Origin of the sequence: Desulfatiglans anilini DSM 4660 (assembly GCF_000422285.1) — a bacterium.
GTDB classification, from domain to species: Bacteria; Desulfobacterota; DSM-4660; order Desulfatiglandales; family Desulfatiglandaceae; genus Desulfatiglans; species Desulfatiglans anilini.
The window spans coordinates 1-20,599 of the sequence record NZ_AULM01000051.1; the positions used below are offsets into that span (position 1 = coordinate 1).

Here is a 20,599-nt window from a genome sequence, read left to right on the forward strand (position 1 = left end):
ACAACCTGGTTTCCAAATCCGCCAAATCTGCTCTAAAATCCCAATGTTTTCAGGGGGTGGAGTTTGAATCCCCGGCTAATTTGGACAGCAGTGATTTTGACAATGATGAAGCGGGATATGCGGTTCAGAATGCGTTGAAATTGCAGGAGATGATTACGTAAAGGGATGTGCGATGCGCCTCTGCCCTCGAAGCCGCCCCAGATGTCAGCCCCCGAGTCGGCAAATGGCTCTTGGCGAACCAGGAGAAAATGACCCGCGATTCACTGCCCCAAGGGTATGCGGCTGTTGCGGCTGTCGTGGTTGGCACTGTTCTCTCGATGCTTTTTCTGCATTACCTGATTTTCAGGTTTCTAAGCCGCGCTCTACAGGGGATGCAAAGGATACTTTCAAAAGCCAAATTGCTCGCGATTGAATTTTTGCCACATCATCTGAAAAATGTGAGTGGTGTGACTGTAGCACAATTTCTGTCGCTCATCGAACCACATTTTCGCAGGTTGACCATACCGACAAAGAACAAAACAGTGGAGACCAAAGATTTTCATTCTTGTCTGTCAGAGATGTATGACCATGACCAAAGAGATGAAGCCATTTTATTTCAAAAGCATGTTTGATAAACGTGCCCATCTTGATAGAAATGGCAGCGCTCCATGGATTGAAACATAAATGCTTTGTAACAGCGTTTTGCCGTATAGAGATGAGGGCTTGTTGTAGGAGGTATTTTGATGTCGGGATGCGAATGTGAAATCAACGTTACCAATGCCCGGGAGAAGAGAACCCTCCTGATTCTTCTAGCCATCAACGCCTTTATGTTTGTTTTTGAACTGGTACTGGGTTTGATAGCGGAATCCACCGGGCTTGTAGCCGATTCGTTAGACATGTTCGCGGATGCCTCCGTGTATTCGATCAGCCTTTATGCTGTTGGCAAGAGCGCCTCGTTAAAGGGCGCCGCCGCCAAGATCAGCGGCATGGTCCAATCGATTCTGGCTTTTTTGGTTTTCTTCGACGTCCTGCGGCGATTCATTTTCGGAAGTGAACCCGTCAGCATCCTGATGATAGGGGTCGGCGCCATGGCCTTGATCGCAAATTCGATATGCCTGGCGCTCATCTCCAGACACCGTGATGGCGGAGTTCACATGCGTGCATCCGTGATCTTTTCGACGAACGACGTCATCGCCAACATCGGTGTCATCCTTTCCGGAGTTTTGGTCTGGGCTATCGGCAGCCGATATCCTGATCTAATCATTGGTCTTGGTATTTCAGCCGTCGTGCTGCGTGGCGGCCTCCGCATAATGAAAGAGGCAAGGGACGATCAAACAGGGGCGGAAACCTGTTCCTGCACAGGTTCAGAAAAATGCATAAAATAAATATGTATAATCATTCAAATATATTATGGCATTTTTTTGAAAGATTTTTAATTTTACATGAATCGTTATCAAGCGCCGAATTGATATAAGTTTCATGTGCTTTGGCGTTTTTGAAATGGCCGTAGAAGATCGGCCAAAATTCCTTGATACCCTCCAAATCCGCCGATCCGTTACTCTCCACCCGCCGAGTCTGCAAATTATCTCGCCCTGACGAAAAATAGTCTCCCCTTTGACCGCATCTGTCAAAACTATGGGATAGGATTCGGTCAAAAGATCGGCTTTCGCGTCAAGATTCTGGACATGTAGAGGTATGGATTGTTCCGAGCCCGGAGCGGAAAAACGCCCCTTTTTGTGGGGCATCCAGCTTTCAAAATATTGACTCTGGAAGCAGACAGGTATAAAGGGACAAATGAATGTCCATCAAGAGAACACTACTTACTCTCCGTCCGTTATTTGAAGTTTGCTTGAACATGACGCCAAATTATGGCTGGTCGTCCAACCTCGAGCTGTCATAGCAGTGGCAATGGGCATTGAAGGAGTTTCCCCCGATGCGAAACATCGTTTGCCGGAGCCGTCTCCCGCATCGGGGCGTGGATAGAAGAATGATTAACATTCGTACCGCAGGAATCCTGACCGTGGCCGCTTCCTGCACAGCAGCCCAGAATGAACTCGAGGTCCGAAGTCTTTTGGTCTTTTCGCACAGAAAAACCGTTCCATAATAGCGGCTCGATTATAGCAACCATCGAATGGGCTTAATAAAAGGTGCATGCACCGGCTCCTTCAGACCGGTCACGGAGCGGCTGGAGCAAAGCGATCGAACAATGGATTTATGCGGGCGATTATGAACAAATCTTTTCAGAATATTCAGTAAATTTTATTCACCCTTTTCATGTATTTGAAAATTCCTGACATAGGGCCGTTTCAATCCAGCAGCAGAAAAACGAAAGGGGATGAAGGACAGGTGGGATCATTTTTTTGTGCGCCGCCTGAAACGGCCTGAATTGACACCCCGGATTCAGTGGGCTGGCAAGTAAAAATCCGTCGGCAGACTTGCGCCTTCTTCTGAGGGAACAAGAACGTGTTTTTTCGAGAGCAATGTTTTTTCCGACAATGAAAGGAGTGCATCTGATGGCAGATCAATTCACGACCGTGGACCATCTTCTCTTGCTGGTAGGTTCCAATCCCCTGCCGAACTATCTGGCCGCACTTGTCCTCGATCCGCGCGTTATCCATCTTTTTTACAGCCCGGAAACCGAGAGCGTCAAAGACTCGCTTTCGAAAGGCCTCAAGAAAAGGCAGGAAAAACTGATTCTAGAGGAGGTCTGCATCCGGGAGGCTACAAACGCCGCTCAGGTGAGGGCCGCATTTGCGTCATTGCCTCAAGGGGCGCATTTGCACTACACGGGCGGCACCAAGATCATGGCCGCTCATGCCCGCATGGCCTTCAAGGATGCGGGCGGCAGGGATGACCAGGCTTCCTACCTGGATGAAAGGAAGGGAGTCCTTCGGTTCGATACCGGCTATGAGATCGATTTATCGAAACGAGCGGTCGATATGTCCATAGACGACATCCTTCAACTGCACGGGATCGAGCGTCTTTCCAAAAGGGACAATGCTGGTCAATCTCCCACGGATGCCGATGCGGGAATCATCGCAGCGAAGGTGCTCAACCGCCCTGATCTTGCCGAAAAGCTGCATGGTCTCCATCGAGAGGAAAGAAATCTAGTTTCGATCAGCAAAGCCAAAGAACAGCCGGTTGATCTCAGCGGTTTGTTAGAAGGTTTAAGTGTTCTGCATTTTCCAGAGGCGGACTGGAACAAGGACACCTTTAAAAAATGGTGCGATTTCCTAGGGGGCGTATGGTTGGAGCGATGGTGCAGGGGATTGGTGAAGAATGTTGCCGCCGATTCGGAAATCGCGCTCGGCGTCGACTGCAGGATGCCCGGCGGCCGCCAGTTCGAGATCGACGTGGCCGTTGTTCGAGGGCACCGGCTGTACGTGATCTCCTGCACCACGGATGCAACAATGAAGCTTTGCAAATCCAAGCTTTTCGAGGTGGCCATGCGCGCCCGTCAACTGGGAGGGGATCTGGCTCGATCCGCCCTGGTCTGTCTGCTTCACGGCAGCGATCCAAAGGGCTTGTACATAGCTCAACTGCGAGAGGATGTCGACGACATCTGGAGTGCGCCCAACACGCCGCAGGTGTTCGGCCTCGATGATGTGAAGGAATGGGCGGGGACCGATGGCCGCCCCAATACGAGATACCTTCAACAATGGCTCGATTCATAGGAGGAACACTTCATGCGCGTTTTGACCGCAATCGACCTGCTTGGTGTGCAGCGCTTCATCTTTTCCTCGAATCGTCTGCGGGATGTGGTGACCGGGTCCTACCTGGTGGATTGGAGCACCTCCAGCAGCGGCGCATTGGAGAACCTGGTTCCTGAAAGGGACATCCTTCTGGCGGGGGGAGGCAATGCTCTTCTCGAATTCGACTCCATGGGGAAGGCGCAGGGATTCACCGCCCGCTATACACGCCGCCTGAATGACGAGGTGCCCGGGCTGGAGATCGCCGTGGTCCACAAGGCATTCCAAGCGGGGGGTTTAGCCCGCGCACTCCAGGAGATTCAGATCGATCTCGCGCGGAGGAAGACGGCGAGGCTGCCCTCCGCACCTCTTTTGGGGCTTTCGGTGACCGCGGCTTGCGGAGAGACCGGCTTGCCTGCAGTTGGCTTCGATCAGGCCGACAAGGGTGTCCCGCTGTCCAACTCGGTCTTACAGCGCCGCAAGAGGAGGGATGAGGCCAACCGGCACTGGTCGCCATACCTGGAAGGCCTAGAGGGATTCGCCTTCCCGACTGAACTGGATGACCTCGGCCGAACCCTCGGCGACACGAGCCTCATCGGGGTGGTGCATGCCGACGGAAACGGCGTAGGTGAAAAGATCAAAGGCTGGCTTATTCAGAAGTCCAAGCACCAGGTGGACGACGACACCGTACGCCGGGAATACCGCGAGTGGTCGCAGGCGATCGACCAACTGGGGCAAGATGCCCTTTGCGCCTTGGTGGAGCGGATCTGCCAAAGCTCCGAAGAGAGAAACGGAGCGCAGAATAAGCTAAAATCCCGCTGGGTAACCGGGACGCCGTCGAGGCTGGAAATCGAACTCAAGCCAAGCGAGGGCGGGTGGATGCTTCCCTTGCGCCCCATCGTTTTGGGCGGGGACGATCTCACCTTTGTGTGCGACGGGCGCATCGCCCTGGACCTGGCCGAAACGGTCTTGAGCGCCTTTGAAGGCGTGGAATTGCCCCACCTCGGAGAAATCTCCGCCTGTGCAGGGGTGGCCGTTGTCCGCGTCCACACGCCCTTCGCCAAGGCGTATCGACTGGCCGAAGGACTCTGCGCTTCAGCCAAAAAGATGCGGAAAAAGAAAGAGGAAGATGAAGGATTTTGCGGCTGCGCCCTGGATTGGCACATCGGGATGCCGCGCCCCGGGCAGGGGGTGGAGCGGATCCGGGAAAGGCAATACTGCATCGATGAATGTCGATTGACCTGCCGGCCTTTACTTCTGGGGTCAACAAAGGAGGACTCGGGGACTTGGCGCTGGCTGTCCAAGACCCTTCTGGGTGACACCGACGAAGGCCTCAGAGGAAAAGCCTGGTGCGGGCGGAGGAGCAAGGCGAAGGCCCTGGCCGAGCTGGTCCGGGAAGGACCAGACGCAGTAAGGAGGGCCATGACTGCCTGGCGAGCGGTGAACAAGCGGCTCAGCCTGCCGCAGGGGATCGCCGAAGACGGCTTTTTCGTGAAGAGCCGCACGCCGCTCCTGGACGCCGTGGAGTTGCTCGATCTGCACCTTATGCTCGAACCAACCGCTCATGCGCGCGGAAAGCAGGAGGATAAGCGATGAGTCAAGATCATTTCATTCAGATAGAACTCCTTTCGGATGCCGCCTTCAGCCGGGGCGAGGGCACTGCCGGGGCGGTCGATGTGGAGGTTGAGCATGACGAACTGGGGCTGCCGTTCCTCGGCGGAAAGACCCTGCGTGGACTGCTGCGCGATTCGTGGCTTTCCATGGAGTTCTCAGGATGCTTCCCGGAATTGTCATTGTCGTGGGGCCGGGTTTTCGGCACCGAGGCTGATTTTGGCGAGCGCTGCATCGTACGGATCGGAGATGCGACGCTGGACGGAGAGACCCGCCGGTGGATCGAAGCGGCGGAGACCCGGAAAGACAGCCTGATTTCACCGATGGCGGTCCTGGAGGCGCTGACGGTTATCCGACGGCAGACCTCCGAGGACCGCGCCACGGGAGCGCCCGCCAAGACCACGCTTCGCTCGCTCCGCGCAGTGGTCCGGGGCCTCGAGCTGCAGGCACCCCTCTACTGGATGGAAAAACCCACCCCTGCCGAGATTCGCTGCCTCGCCCTGTCCTGCCTGGCGACCCGCCATGCGGGGCTTGGCCGGAATCGCGGCCGCGGGCATATTCGGCTGACCCTGGACGGGGACCTCGAGAAAACCAGGCACGCGGCGAAAGGAGAACGGGCATGAATCGTCATCGATACCTATCCTACACCCTGACCCTGAACTCCCCGGCGATCGTCACCGCTTTGGGCGGTGACCCCAACAGTTCCTCGTGCCTGCCTTTCATCCCGGGTGCGGCCGTGCGTGGAGCGGTCGCGGCAGCCCTGGGCGATCCGGGCGCCGACAATTCCAGACGACAGGAGTTTCATGACCTCATTCTGAGCGGAAAGGTGCGCTACCTGAATGCCTACCCTTGCTTCGAAGACCGGCGTGCGCTGCCCGTCCCTGTTTCTTTGCGGCGGCAGAAGGACGCTGCGGATACCGACAACCCCGTGTCGGCCATCGATCTTGCCGCCTTTGAGGACGAGACGCCTTCAGATGAAGAGGCAATGGATTCCTGGCCCGATGCGCAGCTGACCCCGTTGGATGCGGGATTTCTCACCATCGGCGCGGCTCAGCCCACCCTCATCCAGCCGAAATTGAACGCCCGCCTGCACCACCAGCGCGACCGCGCAAAAGGGCGGGCCTGGAAAGACCGGCAGGGTCGAACGTACGGGGCGATCTTCTCGTTTGAATCCCTGGATGCCGGCCAGGCGTTTCAGGGGATCGTCCAGCTAAAGGGCGAAGACGAAGAGGAACTGCTGCGGACCGAAAACCGCATCAAAGGACTGCTCGGCGGTTCGATCCTGGTGGGCCGTTCCCGAAGGGCGGGGTACGGCGGCATGGCGACGGTCGAGTGGGGGGATGCCCGCGGGCGCGAGGCCTATGGGCCCGGCTGCGAGGGAATGCGCCCCTTGACCGGCGATGTGCGACCGGGGCAGCAGTTCCGCTTGCTTCTCACCTCGGCCTGCATCGTGAGGGATCCGGCTACCGGCCAAATAGATCCTGCCGCGCTGGTGGAGTTGATCGGCGGGCTTTTCGGGGACCGGGCGACGCTGCTGCGCAGGCGTTGGTCCTTTGAAGGAACCGGCGGTTTCAACCGGAAGTGGCGGCTGGAGGTGCCCCAAGCCATGGCGGTCGCAGCCGGGTCGGTCTTTGTGTTCGAAGCGAAGCAGCGGATCGAGGCCTCCGAGAGCCATCGGATCGAAGACGACGGTCTGGGGGAAGGGAAGGAGGAGGGGTACGGTCGTTTTGTGTTTCTCGATAAACCCCTATCGACGAATTTCCGCCTGAGCAGGCCGAATGAGGCCGCAGCGGTCAAGGCCGGCGGTCAGCCGCCCCCCCTGGTTGCCGCAATCGAGGCGGGAATATTGCGGAACCAAATCGTGCGAGAGATTGAAGAATCGGCGGCTGGATTCCTTCCCTCCCCTGAAAAGACGGTTGCAATCAGCAACAGCCTGATCGGCCGGCTGCGGACTCCTTTGCGAGGTGCGCCCTCCGACGCGCTCGACACCTTGAGGCGATGGCTGAACGGGGAGCGGGAGGCGGAGCGCCTCAAGCGGCCCGCCATGCAGAAGCTGGAGCGCTGCGTCATGAATGACGGGAAGAGCCTCGCCGAATGGATTCTGGAGGCTGGAAGTGGAGGGAACATACTTGAATGGCTCCATGCGGATGTCCTGGCCCAAAAGTGGCACATCGTTTCCGAGGAATCGGCGATGCGTTTCATAGAGGCGCGGACGGGCGAGCTGTCGGCCAGGCTGATCGATTCCGTGCTGGCCGCTCTGGCGCTTCGGAACAAGGCTGAGGAGGTCGGTGATGAAAGATAAGACCACGGATTCGGGGGAGAGGGGCGATGTTCGAGCCATGACGGCCCGCTGGGTGGTCACCGCTCGCATGAGGCTCAAAACGGCCAGCCACTTCGGCGGGGAGGGCGATTCGGCTGTCGACATGGCGGTCCTGCGCGATGCGAAAGACGGCAGGCCTCTGCTTCCCGGGGCCTCTTTGGCCGGGGCCTTGCGCGGCCACCTGGCCGACGTTTACGGGGGATACCGTTCGGACGAAGATCGAGAGGTCGCCGGCCTCTTCGGCGTTGAGCGGCAGAAGGATGAGGGCGCCCAAAGCCCGTTGATCGTCTTCGATTCCCTGGGAGAGGTGCCGGAGGGCATGACGGTCGAGATCCGCGACGGAGTGGCGATCGATTCGGCCACCGGAACGGCGAAGCCGCACAAGAAATTTGATTTTGAGGTGCTCCCGGCCGGAACCGTTTTTCCTCTCCGGGTCGACCTGATCATCGAGGATTCGGCATCCGAACCGGCGCAGCTCGGCCGGCTGGTCACGGCGCTGGACGGGCTGGACAGCGGGGATATCGCTCTCGGCATGAGGCGTTCACGCGGGATGGGATCGATCGAGGCCGGCCACTGGAGGGCCCGGCGCTTCGATCTGAGCACCCAGCAGGGCTGGCTCGACTGGCTGACGACGGACCATCTGAATCCTTTACGGGATGACGTTCAGTCCCATGAATCTCCTTTGAAGGCCATTCGAGCCAGTCAGACCGGCAAAATTCCGATGGAACTCCCGGACAAGCGGGACCGGATACTTGTCGACCTTGCCCTGAAAGTGGCCGGGGACCTGCTGGTGCGCAGCCCGGGCTGCGACCCCGCAGCGCCGGACTCTGTGCATCTGCGCAGCGCCGGCAGGCCCGTGCTGCCGGGAACCGGCCTGGCCGGCGTCCTCAGGGCTCAAGCGCAGAGGATTGCTTGGCTGGTGCGGGAATCAGCCGCCGACGCCGAACAGTGGGTCGATAGACTATTCGGGGCGCAGTGCAGCGATGAGGACGAGCGCGCGGATGCCCAGATGGGCCGGAGCAGCGCCTCGAAGCTGCGGATCTCCGAATCCTTCCTGGAAGGTTCTGACCCTCGCCGCCAGGCCCGGATAGCCATCGACCGGTTCACCGGCGGGGTGGTTCAGGGGGCGCTCTTCGATGAGCAGGTAGAGGTTGGAGGAAGTCTGAAGGTGCGGCTCGAACTCCGCAATCCGACCGACGGGGAATCCGGACTGCTCCTGCTGCTGGTGAAGGACCTGCTTTCGGGAAACATCCCGGTCGGGGGAGAGGCTTCGGTGGGCCGAGGCGTCTTGAAAGGCTCGGCCCGGATCCGTTTGAACGGAGATGTACAGTACGAAATCCGCTCCGACCTGAGCGTGGAAGAAGAGGCCCGAAAGTTCTTCGATACTCGAATCAGGGCCTTTCACGAGGCCGAGATCCTCAATGCGCAGGAGGTGAGATCATGAACGCGATTCAGGGATGCTCGATCGAACCATTGAATGAGGAAGCGTGCCGCTCGCTGATTGAATGGGTTGCCGGCAGCGCCCGCCCTGACCAAGCCAGCGTGGGGTTCAAATGGCTTCTGGCCCACTGCCATGACGGCGTGACCTGGGGGCGGATCGATGACCCGAAGCAGCCTTGGCTCCTCTCTTCAAAAGCCTTCCCGGACCTCTGCCCGGAACTCTCCGATTCCAACCTCCTTCAAATCCGGCTCTTCGGAGACGAAAAGGAGGCCATGATCTGGCGGACCGAAACCGGATTCTCGGGCCGCATGGCGGTCGACAAGAAAGAGGCGGATGCCGGCTCTCCCACTCGACCGGACGACGAAATCCGCATTCTCCTCGGCAACCGCCTTCTGGACGGCCCGAAGGAGGGCTTCACCCTCGTCGGTACGGCCGGGGGCGCCCAGCATGCCGTTCCGCTGCAATGCACTGCGAAGGATTTCGAACACGGGACATGGCCCCTTCGCCTGAAGGTCCGCCATTACTTCCAACAGGATCAAAACACCGGCGCGCTCCGAGTGGCCTTGAGCCGCCTGATCGACGTTTTCAAGGAGGTGCGATGATGGCGCTGGAACGCGGAAAACTTGTGCTCAGCAAGAAGGGCAAGCCCCAGATCGATATCAACGGCAAAATATTCAATCCATCCCAAAATGAGGTGTCCCAATCCATCATGGGACGGTTGGAAGAAATGAATGGAAAGGAAGTGGAGTTCGAACGGGTGGGCGGCCAGCCCAAAAAGATCCGTGAAGCGGGGTCCAGTTTCGTCCCTTGCGGGGCGGACGGGGGACTCCATTCAAGTACCACAATCAAGGCAGACGGAGGCCCGGCGGCCATAATACGTCATTTCCACAACCCGTATAATTTCGTTCCGGCACCGCCACGGCGCATTGATGACCCGGATCTTGGCGATTGCGGGCCGATTAGGCAGGATCGGTTGTTTTCGGATCGCTTCACAGGCCGAATCCGGGTTGAGATGGAGGCGGTTACTCCTCTTCTTGTCCCTGACACGGAAGGCTCCAAGGAGGAGAAAGAGCACAAGACCCTTCCCTTGCTCCTTGGCAGGGACGGGAGGCCTCTCATCCCCTCATCGAGCATCCGAGGGATGCTTCGTGCGGCATACGAGGCCGTGACGAACTCACGCCTGGGCAGATTCCCTGGAAAGGAGCACGAGAAGCGGCTCGCGTATCGAATGAATGCAGCGGAGGGGCTCCGCCTGGTTCCTGCCCGTGTCGAAAACGGAAAAATTCGTCTGCTGATTGGCGCATCGGAAGTTGGTCTCGAGGGTAAGCCTAACGGCGCGCAGTACGCCGCGTGGCTGCCGAGATACAGCGGTCCCGGGAAAAACACGCATAACGCCTTGAAATACCCGGACGGCTCGCTTCCCCGGCACGCAGACCCGGTGGAATGCTGGGTGGAGCTATTTCAGCATCATCGCTGGGATAAAAAAAATACCAAACACGTTGCAGATTTTCAATTTTGGAAGGTGCGCGCCATCGTGAGAAGCGGAGGAGAGCTTCCCGATGTCAAACCTACCCCTGTTTCTGGCCATGCAGGTGGCCATTCTTGGCACAAGACGATGAAGGAAATGAAACGAGCTCACGGTTGGCTGTGCATCACCAACGCCAATATCAACCGCAAACACGATGAACGGGTCTTCTTCCGCGATCCCTCCGTCAAATGCCCCGGGCCCTTTGCCCTTACAGACGAGCTTCGGGCAAAATGGGGAGAACTGATCGAAAACTACCAGCAAATCCATGAGGAGGATCTGGACAGGCGTAAAAGGCAGGGAGAAGACTTTGATGCCTACCTGGGTCCCGAGCCGGGGCGGACCGCCTGGTCGCGCCACGTCTACAGGGAAAGCGACAGCGAACTTCGAGACGGTACCCTATGCTACGCCCGTATGAAAAAGGATCTTTCCGCCGTTGAAGGTCTTTTCCCCGTCATGATCGCACGCGAACTGTATGAAGCTTCGCCTTGGGCACTGCTGGATCCGTCGCTCAGGCCGGCGGAAAAAGAATCCGAACTGTCCCCTGCCGACCGGGTGTTCGGCTGGGTCAGGGGGGATGCCGCGGGTCGGAAGCAGCCCCCGGGTAAACTTGCGGGAATTCGCGGTCTGTTGCGTGTGGGCCCGGTCTTTTGTGAATCGAGTGGGGAAGAAGCCGTTGAAAGGTTTCCTGACGGAGGGTTGCCGTTGGCGATCCTGGCTGCCCCGAAGCCGCAGCAGGGCAGGTTTTATGTTGCCTCCTCGTCGATGGGTGAAGCGCAGGCTGACGGACAGTCCAAGATCGGCGCAGCTTACGCGCCAGGCAAGGGGCTCAGAGGACGCAAGGTCTACCCTCATCACCAGGGCCTTCCGGAGGGCCACTGGGAGAATCCCATGCGAGACCGGACACAGAGCGAGCAAGGCCCTTGGCAGGAATACCGTCGTCCGAAAAAAAACGATCAAGAGCAGCGCGATGATCAAAACCGGTCGGTCCTCGCCTGGGTGAAGCCGGGCACGCGTTTCAACTTCGATATTCATGTCACCAATCTCTCCAAGGTTGAACTGGGGGCGTTGTTGTTTCTTCTGAACCTCCCGGAAAAGCATTTCCACCGCTTCGGCGGGGGTAAACCGCTTGGTTTTGGGAGTGTACGGCTATCCGTCGCACAGCGCGATTTGCTGACAGGAGAGTCGTTGCGCGAAAAGTATCGCTCATGGCAACCTCAAGCGACCACTGAAGATTTGTCGGAGAATGCTGTCGACGATTTCAAAGCGGCTGTCCTCAGCGCTTATGGCGATACCGGCGGGGCTTTTGAACAACTTTCCTTCATCAGGGCTTTTTTGCAGGCTTGCTGTGGGTTTGGTGATGGCCTGCCGGTGCGCTATCCACGGGTTGCCAAAGATGGGGAATCCGGCCCGCCCGATCCTGAGGGCGAGTCGTTCAAATGGTTCGTGGCCAACGAAAGGAAGGGTGCTCGTTATGCTCTTCGTGATCTCGCTGAGGACAACGGGTTGCCCCAACTTCAGCACTCGTAGCTGTCAGTAAACAGCGAACTCGAGCCTTGATGGCCCGGTGATCCCGGCTGTGCTCGGAGATTTGCAAACCGGCCGAGCGAGCTGGCCTTTCGTCACCGTCGGGGCGCGAGACCCTTTTCTTCAAAAGGTCCCTGTTATAAATCACCAAAGGAGATGCTCTTTTCTTTTGAAAACCAGGCGGCAAATGCCGTTCCTCTTGTGCAGGAAGTGGGTGCTGAATTGAGGCATCTGTAAATTCTTTTCACTTTCGGAAAAAATCATCGATGTTTTCATTTCAAAGCATCGATGAGAACAATTTTAACGGGAAGAGCTGACTTGTTCCCATTGAATCGTGTTGGTGCATGGATAGTGTATCGGAATGTGGAAATGAAAAAGATAGAAGAAATTGCCGGTCAAGATTCAATTGACGGGATATACAACCTTCTGATATGGAGATCGATGTCTTGATGCGTCATTTCACTGCGTTAATTCAAGACCATGGAGTTGACTGCATGCAATCATCATTTTCATCCAAGTGGAACATGAAGGATTCTCTGCTTTTTTTGCCGTCCAGTCTTGCGGGGGATCTGCCCGTCCTCAAGTGCCGCATCCAAACGGAGCTGGAGGGCGAGATCGAACCGGAGGCCTATTTGGGTTCCGCGTGGCGCGGGGTGCTGGGCTGGGAGTTGCAGAATCTGGTGTGCCCATTCGAGGGGCGGCCGCGCTGCGAACAGTGCATCGTGAGGGACCACTGCCCGCTGATCCTGCTCTTTGACCAGCGCTCGGAGCTGCCGGGGCTGTTGGATTCGCCGCGGGGCTACATCCTTATGCCGACCAGGGACAATGCAGGAAGGTCGGTCTCTCTGGAGATCACTCTGGTGGGGGACTGCAGTCGCTTTCTGCCGGTGATCCTGAAGGCCCTCGAGCGGGCCCAGCGATCGGGCCTCGGCAGGGCCAGGGTGCGGTTCAGGGTGTCCGCCCTTCAAGAGATCCTGCCGGCGGGACGGCCCGGTGAGGTCGAGATTTTGGAGCGGGTTCCGGTGTACGAGTCGCCGCCGGCTCTCCGAGACTGGCTCGGGCGACCACCCGAGGCCGTCCCCGAGGAGCTGCAGGTGGATATCCTCACGCCGCTCCGCCTCCGTAAACAGGGAAAAAATGTCGGGGTGATCGACTGGCCGTTCTTCTTCGCCACCCTGGCGAGGAGAGTGGAGGCCTTGGCGGCGCTTTTCGGGGAGCGGGACCCTTTTGGCAAGGAGGTTTGGCAGCGCGTCACGGCCCAGTTCGGCAACGGCCTCGGCCGCATCGACGGCCGGTTCGAGTGGGACGACTACCAGCGCTATTCCAACCGCCAGCACAAGAAGATCCCCATGGGGGGGCTTGTGGGGACCGCCCGCTTTCGGGAGCCGGCGCCCTGGCTGTGGGAGTGGCTGCGGGCCGCGGAGCTGCTTCACGTTGGAAAAGGCGCGGCGATGGGCCTCGGGGCGGTCCGGGTGTCCTGTCCATCTTTTCTGGAAGGCCACGGCTGATGCCCTGAAAGCATGTTCAGAGCGGCAGCCGATTATCGCGTGACAACGGGAGGAAAGATACCCATGCAGGAGGAAAAACAAGGATTGATCGTCCTGGCGGCCCTGCTCCACGATACAGGGAAGCTGTTCGAAAGGGGGCCGGTGCCGAAACTGGGGGACGTGCTCAAGGAGAACGAGTACCTGTCCATGTGCAGGGAGGACGGCAAGGGCTATCACACACATCTGCACTCGGCCTACACGCGGGCCTTCTGCGACTGGCTGGAGGATAAATTCTCATGCCTCAAGGCCTCTGCGCACAAGGACTGGAAGATCTGGTGCGCCGCCCACCACCGCAACGACGAAAGCGGGCTCGAAGCGACCGTTGTCCGGATCGCAGACCGGCTTTCGTCGAGCGAGAGGGAGGAGGGGCAGTACTATGTCCGGAAGGTCCACCAGCGGACCCTTCTCGAGCCGGTGCTGGAGCGCGTCTTTCTGGGGCGGAACGAGAAGACCTTCACGACCCTGCGCTATCCGTTGAGGTGCCTTACCGCGGACCGGGACGGACTTTTCCCGCTGAGCGCCTCCGAACTGAGTCTGGTAGAGGGTAAAGCGCCGGGGGGAGGCGTCCAGCGGCCATCGGAATGGGCCCACCTCCTGTCGGAGCAGCCGATGGAGGCGGAGTACCGCGCGCTCGGGGGAGCTCTGCTCGCGGATTTGAAAGCCCTTGCGGAGCAACGCCCCGAGATCTCATTGTTCCACTTGCTCGAGACCCTTTTCATGCTGCTCGAACGATACACAGCGAACGTCCCGGCGGCCACCAACGTGCGCCATCCGGACATCAGTCTCTTCGACCATCTCCGCACCACGGCGGCCATTGCCCAGGCCCTGCTGCTCGAGCATGCCGGACGCGAGGTCCCCCGTGAGGGGATCCAAACCAAAGACGATCCGAAATGGCTCCTCGTCTGCGGCGATTTCTCCGGGATCCAGCGCTTCATCTACAACCTGACGAACAAGGGGGCCGCCAAGGGGCTCCGCGGCCGGTCGTTTTATGTCCAGTATTTCTGCCGGCTGGCGGCCGATTTTATCCTGCGGGAGCTCGGCATGACCAGGGCTGGTCTCCTCTACAATTCCGGGGGGAAGTTCTACCTGCTGATCCCGGCTCGTCTCGAGGAGCCCCTCCGCTCCGCTCGCGCGAAGGTGAACCGCTGGCTTCTCGAGGCCTTCGAAGGAGAGGTTTTCCTGGGCCTCGGCACGGCCAACGTCACCGGGGCCCAGTTCAGCCAGGGGCGGATGCAGGAGGCCTGGGACCAAGCCGCCCGGTCTTTGGAGCGCGACCGCCGGACCCGCTTCCGCGAGCATCTGTCCCCGGAGTTCTTCGCTCCCCGGACCGATTTCAACCCGGTCAGGAGCTGCGAGGTCTGCGGGACCCGCAATATTGCGCCGGACAGGAGCCGCTGCGATGCCTGCAACATGCTTCAGGAGCTGGGCGGCCGTCTCAAAACCGCCGAGGCCATCCTCACGGTCTGGGGCGATTCGGGCTGTGTGACGGGGGTCGCCAAACGGCTCGGTGTCCAGGAAAGCGCCGTGGTCTCTTTCGATGGTTTGGGTGCGGGGCTGATCGTTCTGACCGATAAGCAGATTCCCTCGCTCAAACGGCTGGAGGCATTCGACGGCGAGTGCGCTTTCCTGAATCAGGCCGGCGAGAGGCCATTGGCTGCCCTGAGCCTTCCTCCCTGCAGCCTGGGGGCGCTCTACCTGGGGAGGTGGGGCGCGGAGCAGGGCGAGTTCCCGGATTTCGAGGACTTCGCCGATCAATCCCAAGGCCTCAGGCGGCTCGGCGTCTTGCGGATGGACGTCGACAACCTCGGCGCCGTCTTCATCGAGGGCCTCCGATTTCCGGAGCGCTCGCCTGTAACTGTGGACGGGAATGTCAAGGAGGGCTGGGGGGATGTCGTCCTGGACAAGGAGACCGGAGCGGCCGCCCGCAAGCCCATGGCCTCCATTTCGCGGATGGTCACCCTCTCACGGCAGTTGAATCACTTTTTCTCCGGGTACGTGCCGCGTCTGCTCGAGGAGGAGCCGTTCAGGCAGTGCCGCGTCGTCTACGCAGGCGGCGACGATCTCTTCATCATCGGGTCCTGGCACCAGCTGCCGGATCTGGCCCAGCGGATCCACGACGATTTCAGGACCTTCTGCTGCGGGAACCCGGACCTTTCCATCTCGGGCGGAATCACGCTCCAGCGCGGGAAGTTCCCCATCTACAAGGGGGCCCTCATGGCCGGCAAGGCGGAAGAAAAGGCCAAGACGGTCCGGAGTTCCTGGGCCGGGGACGGCGATCTTCTCCACAAGGACGGCTTCTGCTTCCTGGACGTGGCCGTTCCGTGGGAGGACGTGACGGGCGCCCGTGAGATTCGCTCCTGGCTGGAGGCGGACATCGCCCCTCCCGGCGGGAAGCCCGGGGACAGAGGACTTCTTTCCTTTCTCATGCGCACGGCCGAGGTCAACCGCGGACTCGTCGGCAGGTTGATGCTGCGCCGCGGCTTGAAGGAGCCCGAGGCCTGGCGCATGATCGCCTACGAGGCCTGGAGATGGCGCACCGCCTACCAGTTGAAGCGCCGCTATGGGAAGGATGAAGGCGGCATGATCACCCGCTGGGCCGAGAAGCTTTTCCCCACTGAACAAAAAGGCGCCGGGCCGGTCCTGCCTGTTTACACCTGGCTGGAACTGCCCCTGCGTTGGGCTGATTATTTGCATCGGAAAGGAGATAAATCATGAGTGCCTGTGAGTTCGAGAAAGAGATCGATGCCATCATCGTTCAAGGCGATCCGAAGACGCTCGTCCGGGTGGCCGAGCAGATCGCCGGCCGGATGACCCCCAAGCGCCGGGACGGCCGGGTGGATGAGGGGTCTTCGGTCACGACGTCCCAGATCCGGAACATCTATGGGACCTCTAAGACCATACAGATGAAGCTCAAGAAGGACAACATCGCAGAGATGTTCGGCCGCCTGGTGCTGCTCAAACCTAAAATGGCCTATGCCGACGGCAGGGTCAACAAGGGGTCTTCTCAAGACCGGGCCAAGGTGCCCGGTTTCAAGACGCTTGTCGAATGCCTTTCCCATGCCATCGATCTTGCCGACGGCCGCGAGGAAAGAATGAAGCGATTTTTCGATTTTTTTGAGGCGATTCTCGCATACCACAAGGCGGAGGGAGGGAAATAATCATGAGCGACGCCACCCAGTTCGAATTCAAGACCCGGCTCTTCGTTTCCGGGACGATCACGGCCCTCACCGGGCTGCACATCGGCGGAAACTCGACCGAAATGGCCATCGGCGGCGCGGATCAGATCGTCGTCCGCGACCCGTTGACGAACCACCCTTACATCCCCGGCTCCTCGCTGCGCGGGAAGATGCGCAGCTTATTCGAGCGGATGCGCGGGGAGATGACCGTCAAACTCGACAAGAGCGAGAAGCGGGAGGTCACACGCCTGGAAGAACTCGGTCCGCATCTCGCCTCGGGGGCCAAGCTGAAATCGGCCGGACCCGCCTCCGATTCCGGGCAGGCATCCGCAAAACTCTTCGGCGTCCCCATCGACCGTCAGCCGAAGGAGGGCGCATTCATCCCCCAGCGCCTGGTGGTGCGTGATGCCATGCTGTTGAATGCGGATCTGCTCGAGGAGGCGCGCAACACCGACATGCCGCTTACCGAGGTCAAGACCGAAGTGGCCATCGACCGGATCACGAGCCAGGCAAACCCGCGGCAGATCGAACGCGTCCCGGCGGGCGCGGCCTTCGGTTTCAGCTTCGTCCTCAACCTTTACGGGAAGGACTCGGAGCAGGAGTACCTGGGGTGGCTCTTCGAGTGCATGCAGCTTCTCCAGGACGATTACCTCGGCGGCCACGGGAGCCGGGGCTACGGCCGGGTGCAGTTCGATGTCGCGTCGGTGACGGCCAAGACGGCCCGTCACTACCGCGAGAACCTCGAACCCGAGGCGCTGGAGGTCCAGGTGCCGGAGGCGCTCAGGCGCCCGTAGGCGGAGGGGAGTATGAAGCTCTTCAGATTGAAGTTTCGTTCGGCCCTGCACGTCGATTCGCGGGGCTCCGGGGAGCCGGAGAGCGCCGAGGAGTTCGTCCGATCGGACACCCTGTCGGTCGCCCTCGCGCTGGCCTGGGCGGCGCTGTTTCCCGAAGATGCCCCGGGGGTATTCTCGGACCCGCCGTTCAAGGTGAGTTCTGCCTTCCCCTATGCAGGATCGACGCTGCTTTTTCCGGTGCCGGCATGGAATATTTGGCGGCAGACGGCCAGGCTGCAGCCGCACGGACCCAAAAACGCGCATGACGCCGAGGCGAGATCCCTCCAGATCCGTAAGGATTTGAAGAAGGTGCGGTGGCTCTCGCGCCCTCTCTTCGAACAGGTGCTGCAAGGCGGACGGATCGACTGGGAGGAGATGGAACTCCTTCCCGGCGGAATCGCCGTCTCCAACACGGAGCTGCACGGCACCGAACTTCTTGGCAGCGGTGCGGCACCCTGGGTGCTGAGCGAGAGGCAGCGCGTGAGTGTAGACCGCCTGGGGATTCCAGGCGGGGAGGGGCTTTTCTTCTTCGCCCTCCAGTTTTTTGCGCCGGACGCAGGGCTTTTCTTCATGGCGGATGCTGCCAAAGGGCAAGATGCCCGCCTTCGAGCCGCCCTGAACTTTTTGGGTGATCAAGGGCTCGGGGCGGATCGGAGCAGCGGCCTGGGATCGTTCGAGGTGCGCAGCGAGGAGGAATTCGAGCCTTTCGCAGCGGCCGGGAAGGGGTGGGTCACCATGTCTCTCTACAACCCTGATCCCAAAGAGGATCTCCAGGGCTTGACCGTGAAAACCGCCTACGGATTGACCACGCGCTCGGGCTGGATCCATCAGTCCACCCTCGGCAGGCCTCCGATCCGGGCGTTCACCGAGGGCTCCTATTTTTCCCTCAGGCCCGAAGGAAGAATCGTGCCGATGCTGGGCCAGACGCTCATCACTGAGTTGAGGCAAACCTTGAACCTTCGGATCGGGCACTCGGCCCCGCGGGATTTCAGAGCGTTTGCGGTTCCGTGCTCCGAACCGCCCGAACTCATGGAGGCTGCATCATGACCACGCCCCGCGATACGAAAACCTTTGAGGTGCACCTTCTGACGCCACTTCACATCGGGGACGGCGAGGAGCTGAGGGAGGGCCTCGATTTTGTGCGATCCACCGCCGGGCTCCGGGTGATCAGCCTGGAGGAGCTTCTCATCTCCCTGCGGTCCAACAACGCTGCGCTGCGCGAACTGGGGCACGGGTCTTTCCATCTCGAAAGGTTCATGAAGGCCTACAATCTCGAACCTGCCGCCGCTTACACCTTGCCGGTGAGGGGCGGCGGCTCCCCCGCTGAACTTCGCCGCTTCATCAAAGACGCCTATGGGCGGCCGTATCTTCCAGGCACCACTTTGAAAGGCGCCATAAGAACCGCCCTCTGGATGACCCTCGACCGGTCCGCTTTGCCGAGGGCCAAAGGGGATTTTAGAGGATTTCAGTGGGCCGTCAACGCGCTCGATGGAAAAGACCCGCACCACGACTTTCTCCGCTTTCTGCAGGTGAGCGACAGCCCGGGACTCGAACCGGAGGGGATGCTCGAGGCGCTGGACGTGCGCTTTTTCAATCTCCAATCGCCCGATCAAGCAGGGTGGAAGGATTTTGGCGACAAGAAGACGAAAAACAGCTGGAATGAGGCGCGGGGCGTTTTTGTCGAAGCGGCCCGCGCGGGGACCTGCTTCGTCGCCCGGATCGGCATGGATTCCTTTTTTCAGTCGCAGACGACGCGGCTTGCAGGGGCGTTGCCGGACTGCCCGGGTATCCGCACCCTGCAGGACCTCGCGGACGCCGTCAACCGTCACAGCCTGAGCATAGCCCAAGGGGAGCAGGCGTTCTTCTCGCGCTATGGCGCTGCTGGAACGGGAGCTGCGAAGACCTGCACCGAAATCGCCGCGGCCATCCGAAATCTCGATTCCTCATCGGGCGAATGTATCCTCCGGCTCGCCTGGGGGAGCGGCTGGAAGGGGATGACCGGGAACTGGATGAGTCCGGGCGACCTCGAGGCGGTCAGGCGGGAGAAAAACCTCGGGAAGATCCTCTGCCCGTTCTGCGGCCGCGAAAAACCGCGCAGGGATGGGCCGGGCAGATACAAATGCACCAATAAAAACTGCGGAAAAACTTTCGGCGAGGCCGAGAGACACCTGTTCGCTGTTTTCCCCAAGACGCGCCGCCTGGCCCTCAGCCCTTCGGATGGAACCCCCTGCGTCCCTCTCGGCTGGGTGCTTCTTCGCCCGGTCGAGGACCGACGTTTTGCAGGAGAAGCCCTGGTTACCCTCGAACAGGCAGCCAAGCCGCCTCATCCACATGGATTGGCGGTTCCTCAGGGTGCTTCAGACCCGGTGCCGGCTGCATCAGATCTCCAGCCCGAGAAGGCTGCCGATTTCGGGCCGGAAGAACCGGTCGAGCCGGAGAAGATCCTCTGGCCTGCCGCCGTCCTGGTCTGGACACCGAACAACCAGACGCTGACTGCAAACCACGAAGGGCAGAAGGCCTATACGAAAAGCCGTGACATTGTCCCGGAGAGTCTCCACAAGAAGCTGTTTCAAAAGAAAAAACCGGTGACCGCCGATGTGCGGGTCGAACCGATTGGCAATGGATTCAATATATTGGAGATATTGCCCCAAAACTGATAAAATACCCCGGAGCTTGGTAATCGAGCCGAATCAGCTTCGGGGTTCGGATCCTAGAAAACCGTTGAAATTTCACCGGGCTCAACCATATTTACCGCGCATCTCCCGACAAAATTGTAGGAGCGGTTTAACATGTTAAAATCACTAATTTCACTGAAAATCGATGCCCGGTTTTTGGTATTTACCAAAATTCCAACATCTTACTTCAATGAAACTCCGGTTTTTTGGCTGCTTCAAAACAACCGGTCGCCCTTTTTGGGGGATATGCCCGGTTTTCTCCCCTGGGGCGCGCGT

15 protein-coding genes are annotated in these 20,599 nt (G+C 59.4%); all 15 read left to right on the plus strand.

Translation table 11 applies throughout. From position 1 onward, the window contains the following. The first annotated feature begins 248 nt into the window (after window positions 1–248). The 15 genes from H567_RS0119185 (at window position 249) to csm5 (ending at window position 20,305) form a co-directional block, all read left to right on the plus strand. Window positions 249–611, plus strand: coding sequence for a hypothetical protein (locus tag H567_RS0119185; protein WP_153306279.1), 363 nt, complete (start codon window positions 249–251; stop codon window positions 609–611). Between the two features lie 111 nt (window positions 612–722). Further along, a complete protein-coding gene (locus H567_RS26110) occupies window positions 723–1,364 on the plus strand; it encodes a cation efflux transmembrane domain-containing protein (RefSeq protein WP_051185136.1) in 642 nt (213 codons plus the stop codon). Window positions 1,365–2,492: 1,128 nt separating this feature from the next. Beyond that, window positions 2,493–3,653 carry a PDDEXK family nuclease gene (locus H567_RS0119195; RefSeq protein ID WP_035255342.1) on the plus strand — a complete coding sequence of 387 codons (1,161 nt, stop codon included), beginning with the start codon at window positions 2,493–2,495 and terminating at the stop codon, window positions 3,651–3,653. Between the two features lie 12 nt (window positions 3,654–3,665). Beyond that, window positions 3,666–5,264, plus strand: a complete 1,599-nt coding sequence (locus H567_RS0119200) for a Cas10/Cmr2 second palm domain-containing protein (RefSeq protein ID WP_028322631.1) — start codon at window positions 3,666–3,668, stop codon at window positions 5,262–5,264. Then, window positions 5,261–5,902: an RAMP superfamily CRISPR-associated protein gene (locus H567_RS26115; RefSeq protein ID WP_051185137.1), complete on the plus strand. Its 642-nt coding sequence runs from the start codon at window positions 5,261–5,263 to the stop codon at window positions 5,900–5,902. Before H567_RS0119200 ends, H567_RS26115 begins: the two co-directional genes overlap by 4 nt. Next, window positions 5,899–7,581, plus strand: coding sequence for a hypothetical protein (locus H567_RS0119210; protein ID WP_028322632.1), 1,683 nt, complete (start codon window positions 5,899–5,901; stop codon window positions 7,579–7,581). The genes H567_RS26115 and H567_RS0119210 overlap by 4 nt, the downstream gene beginning before the upstream one ends. After that, on the plus strand, window positions 7,571–9,043 hold the full coding sequence (locus tag H567_RS26120; protein ID WP_051185138.1) for an RAMP superfamily CRISPR-associated protein: 1,473 nt from the start codon (window positions 7,571–7,573) through the stop codon (window positions 9,041–9,043). The genes H567_RS0119210 and H567_RS26120 overlap by 11 nt, the downstream gene beginning before the upstream one ends. Then, entirely contained in the window at window positions 9,040–9,642 is a 603-nt protein-coding gene (gene csx19, locus H567_RS29085; RefSeq protein ID WP_028322633.1) for a type III-D CRISPR-associated protein Csx19, read from the plus strand. The genes H567_RS26120 and csx19 overlap by 4 nt, the downstream gene beginning before the upstream one ends. Further along, the gene (locus H567_RS0119225; RefSeq protein WP_028322634.1) at window positions 9,639–12,095 is read left to right on the plus strand and encodes a TIGR03986 family type III CRISPR-associated RAMP protein; all 2,457 of its coding nucleotides are present in this window, start codon (window positions 9,639–9,641) and stop codon (window positions 12,093–12,095) included. Before csx19 ends, H567_RS0119225 begins: the two co-directional genes overlap by 4 nt. A gap of 491 nt (window positions 12,096–12,586) precedes the next feature. After that, window positions 12,587–13,600, plus strand: a complete 1,014-nt coding sequence (gene cas6 / locus H567_RS0119235; protein WP_028322635.1) for a CRISPR system precrRNA processing endoribonuclease RAMP protein Cas6 — start codon at window positions 12,587–12,589, stop codon at window positions 13,598–13,600. 63 nt (window positions 13,601–13,663) lie between these two features. Then, window positions 13,664–16,354 carry a type III-A CRISPR-associated protein Cas10/Csm1 gene (gene cas10, locus H567_RS0119240; RefSeq protein ID WP_028322636.1) on the plus strand — a complete coding sequence of 897 codons (2,691 nt, stop codon included), beginning with the start codon at window positions 13,664–13,666 and terminating at the stop codon, window positions 16,352–16,354. Continuing rightward, window positions 16,351–16,797, plus strand: a complete 447-nt coding sequence (gene csm2, locus H567_RS26130) for a type III-A CRISPR-associated protein Csm2 (protein ID WP_051185139.1) — start codon at window positions 16,351–16,353, stop codon at window positions 16,795–16,797. Before cas10 ends, csm2 begins: the two co-directional genes overlap by 4 nt. Window positions 16,798–16,799: 2 nt before the next feature. Beyond that, on the plus strand, window positions 16,800–17,609 hold the full coding sequence (gene csm3, locus H567_RS0119250; protein WP_028322637.1) for a type III-A CRISPR-associated RAMP protein Csm3: 810 nt from the start codon (window positions 16,800–16,802) through the stop codon (window positions 17,607–17,609). Between the two features lie 12 nt (window positions 17,610–17,621). Continuing rightward, window positions 17,622–18,695, plus strand: coding sequence for a type III-A CRISPR-associated RAMP protein Csm4 (csm4, locus tag H567_RS0119255; RefSeq protein ID WP_028322638.1), 1,074 nt, complete (start codon window positions 17,622–17,624; stop codon window positions 18,693–18,695). Beyond that, window positions 18,692–20,305, plus strand: coding sequence for a type III-A CRISPR-associated RAMP protein Csm5 (gene csm5 / locus H567_RS0119260; protein ID WP_028322639.1), 1,614 nt, complete (start codon window positions 18,692–18,694; stop codon window positions 20,303–20,305). Before csm4 ends, csm5 begins: the two co-directional genes overlap by 4 nt. The last annotated feature ends 294 nt before the right edge of the window (window positions 20,306–20,599 follow it).

What these genes read in the sequence shown, in the direction of transcription:
- H567_RS26120 (WP_051185138.1), top strand. Translation starts at nt 7,571, where the DNA reads ATGAAAGATAAGACCACGGATTCGGGGGAGAGGGGCGATGTTCGAGCC.
- csm3 (WP_028322637.1), top strand. Translation starts at nt 16,800, where the DNA reads ATGAGCGACGCCACCCAGTTCGAATTCAAGACCCGGCTCTTCGTTTCC.
- cas10 (WP_028322636.1), top strand. Translation starts at nt 13,664, where the DNA reads ATGCAGGAGGAAAAACAAGGATTGATCGTCCTGGCGGCCCTGCTCCAC.
- csm2 (WP_051185139.1), top strand. Translation starts at nt 16,351, where the DNA reads ATGAGTGCCTGTGAGTTCGAGAAAGAGATCGATGCCATCATCGTTCAA.
- H567_RS0119195 (WP_035255342.1), top strand. Translation starts at nt 2,493, where the DNA reads ATGGCAGATCAATTCACGACCGTGGACCATCTTCTCTTGCTGGTAGGT.
- cas6 (WP_028322635.1), top strand. Translation starts at nt 12,587, where the DNA reads ATGCAATCATCATTTTCATCCAAGTGGAACATGAAGGATTCTCTGCTT.
- csm4 (WP_028322638.1), top strand. Translation starts at nt 17,622, where the DNA reads ATGAAGCTCTTCAGATTGAAGTTTCGTTCGGCCCTGCACGTCGATTCG.
- H567_RS26115 (WP_051185137.1), top strand. Translation starts at nt 5,261, where the DNA reads ATGAGTCAAGATCATTTCATTCAGATAGAACTCCTTTCGGATGCCGCC.
- H567_RS26110 (WP_051185136.1), top strand. Translation starts at nt 723, where the DNA reads ATGTCGGGATGCGAATGTGAAATCAACGTTACCAATGCCCGGGAGAAG.
- H567_RS0119225 (WP_028322634.1), top strand. Translation starts at nt 9,639, where the DNA reads ATGATGGCGCTGGAACGCGGAAAACTTGTGCTCAGCAAGAAGGGCAAG.
- H567_RS0119185 (WP_153306279.1), top strand. Translation starts at nt 249, where the DNA reads ATGACCCGCGATTCACTGCCCCAAGGGTATGCGGCTGTTGCGGCTGTC.
- H567_RS0119210 (WP_028322632.1), top strand. Translation starts at nt 5,899, where the DNA reads ATGAATCGTCATCGATACCTATCCTACACCCTGACCCTGAACTCCCCG.
- H567_RS0119200 (WP_028322631.1), top strand. Translation starts at nt 3,666, where the DNA reads ATGCGCGTTTTGACCGCAATCGACCTGCTTGGTGTGCAGCGCTTCATC.
- csx19 (WP_028322633.1), top strand. Translation starts at nt 9,040, where the DNA reads ATGAACGCGATTCAGGGATGCTCGATCGAACCATTGAATGAGGAAGCG.
- csm5 (WP_028322639.1), top strand. Translation starts at nt 18,692, where the DNA reads ATGACCACGCCCCGCGATACGAAAACCTTTGAGGTGCACCTTCTGACG.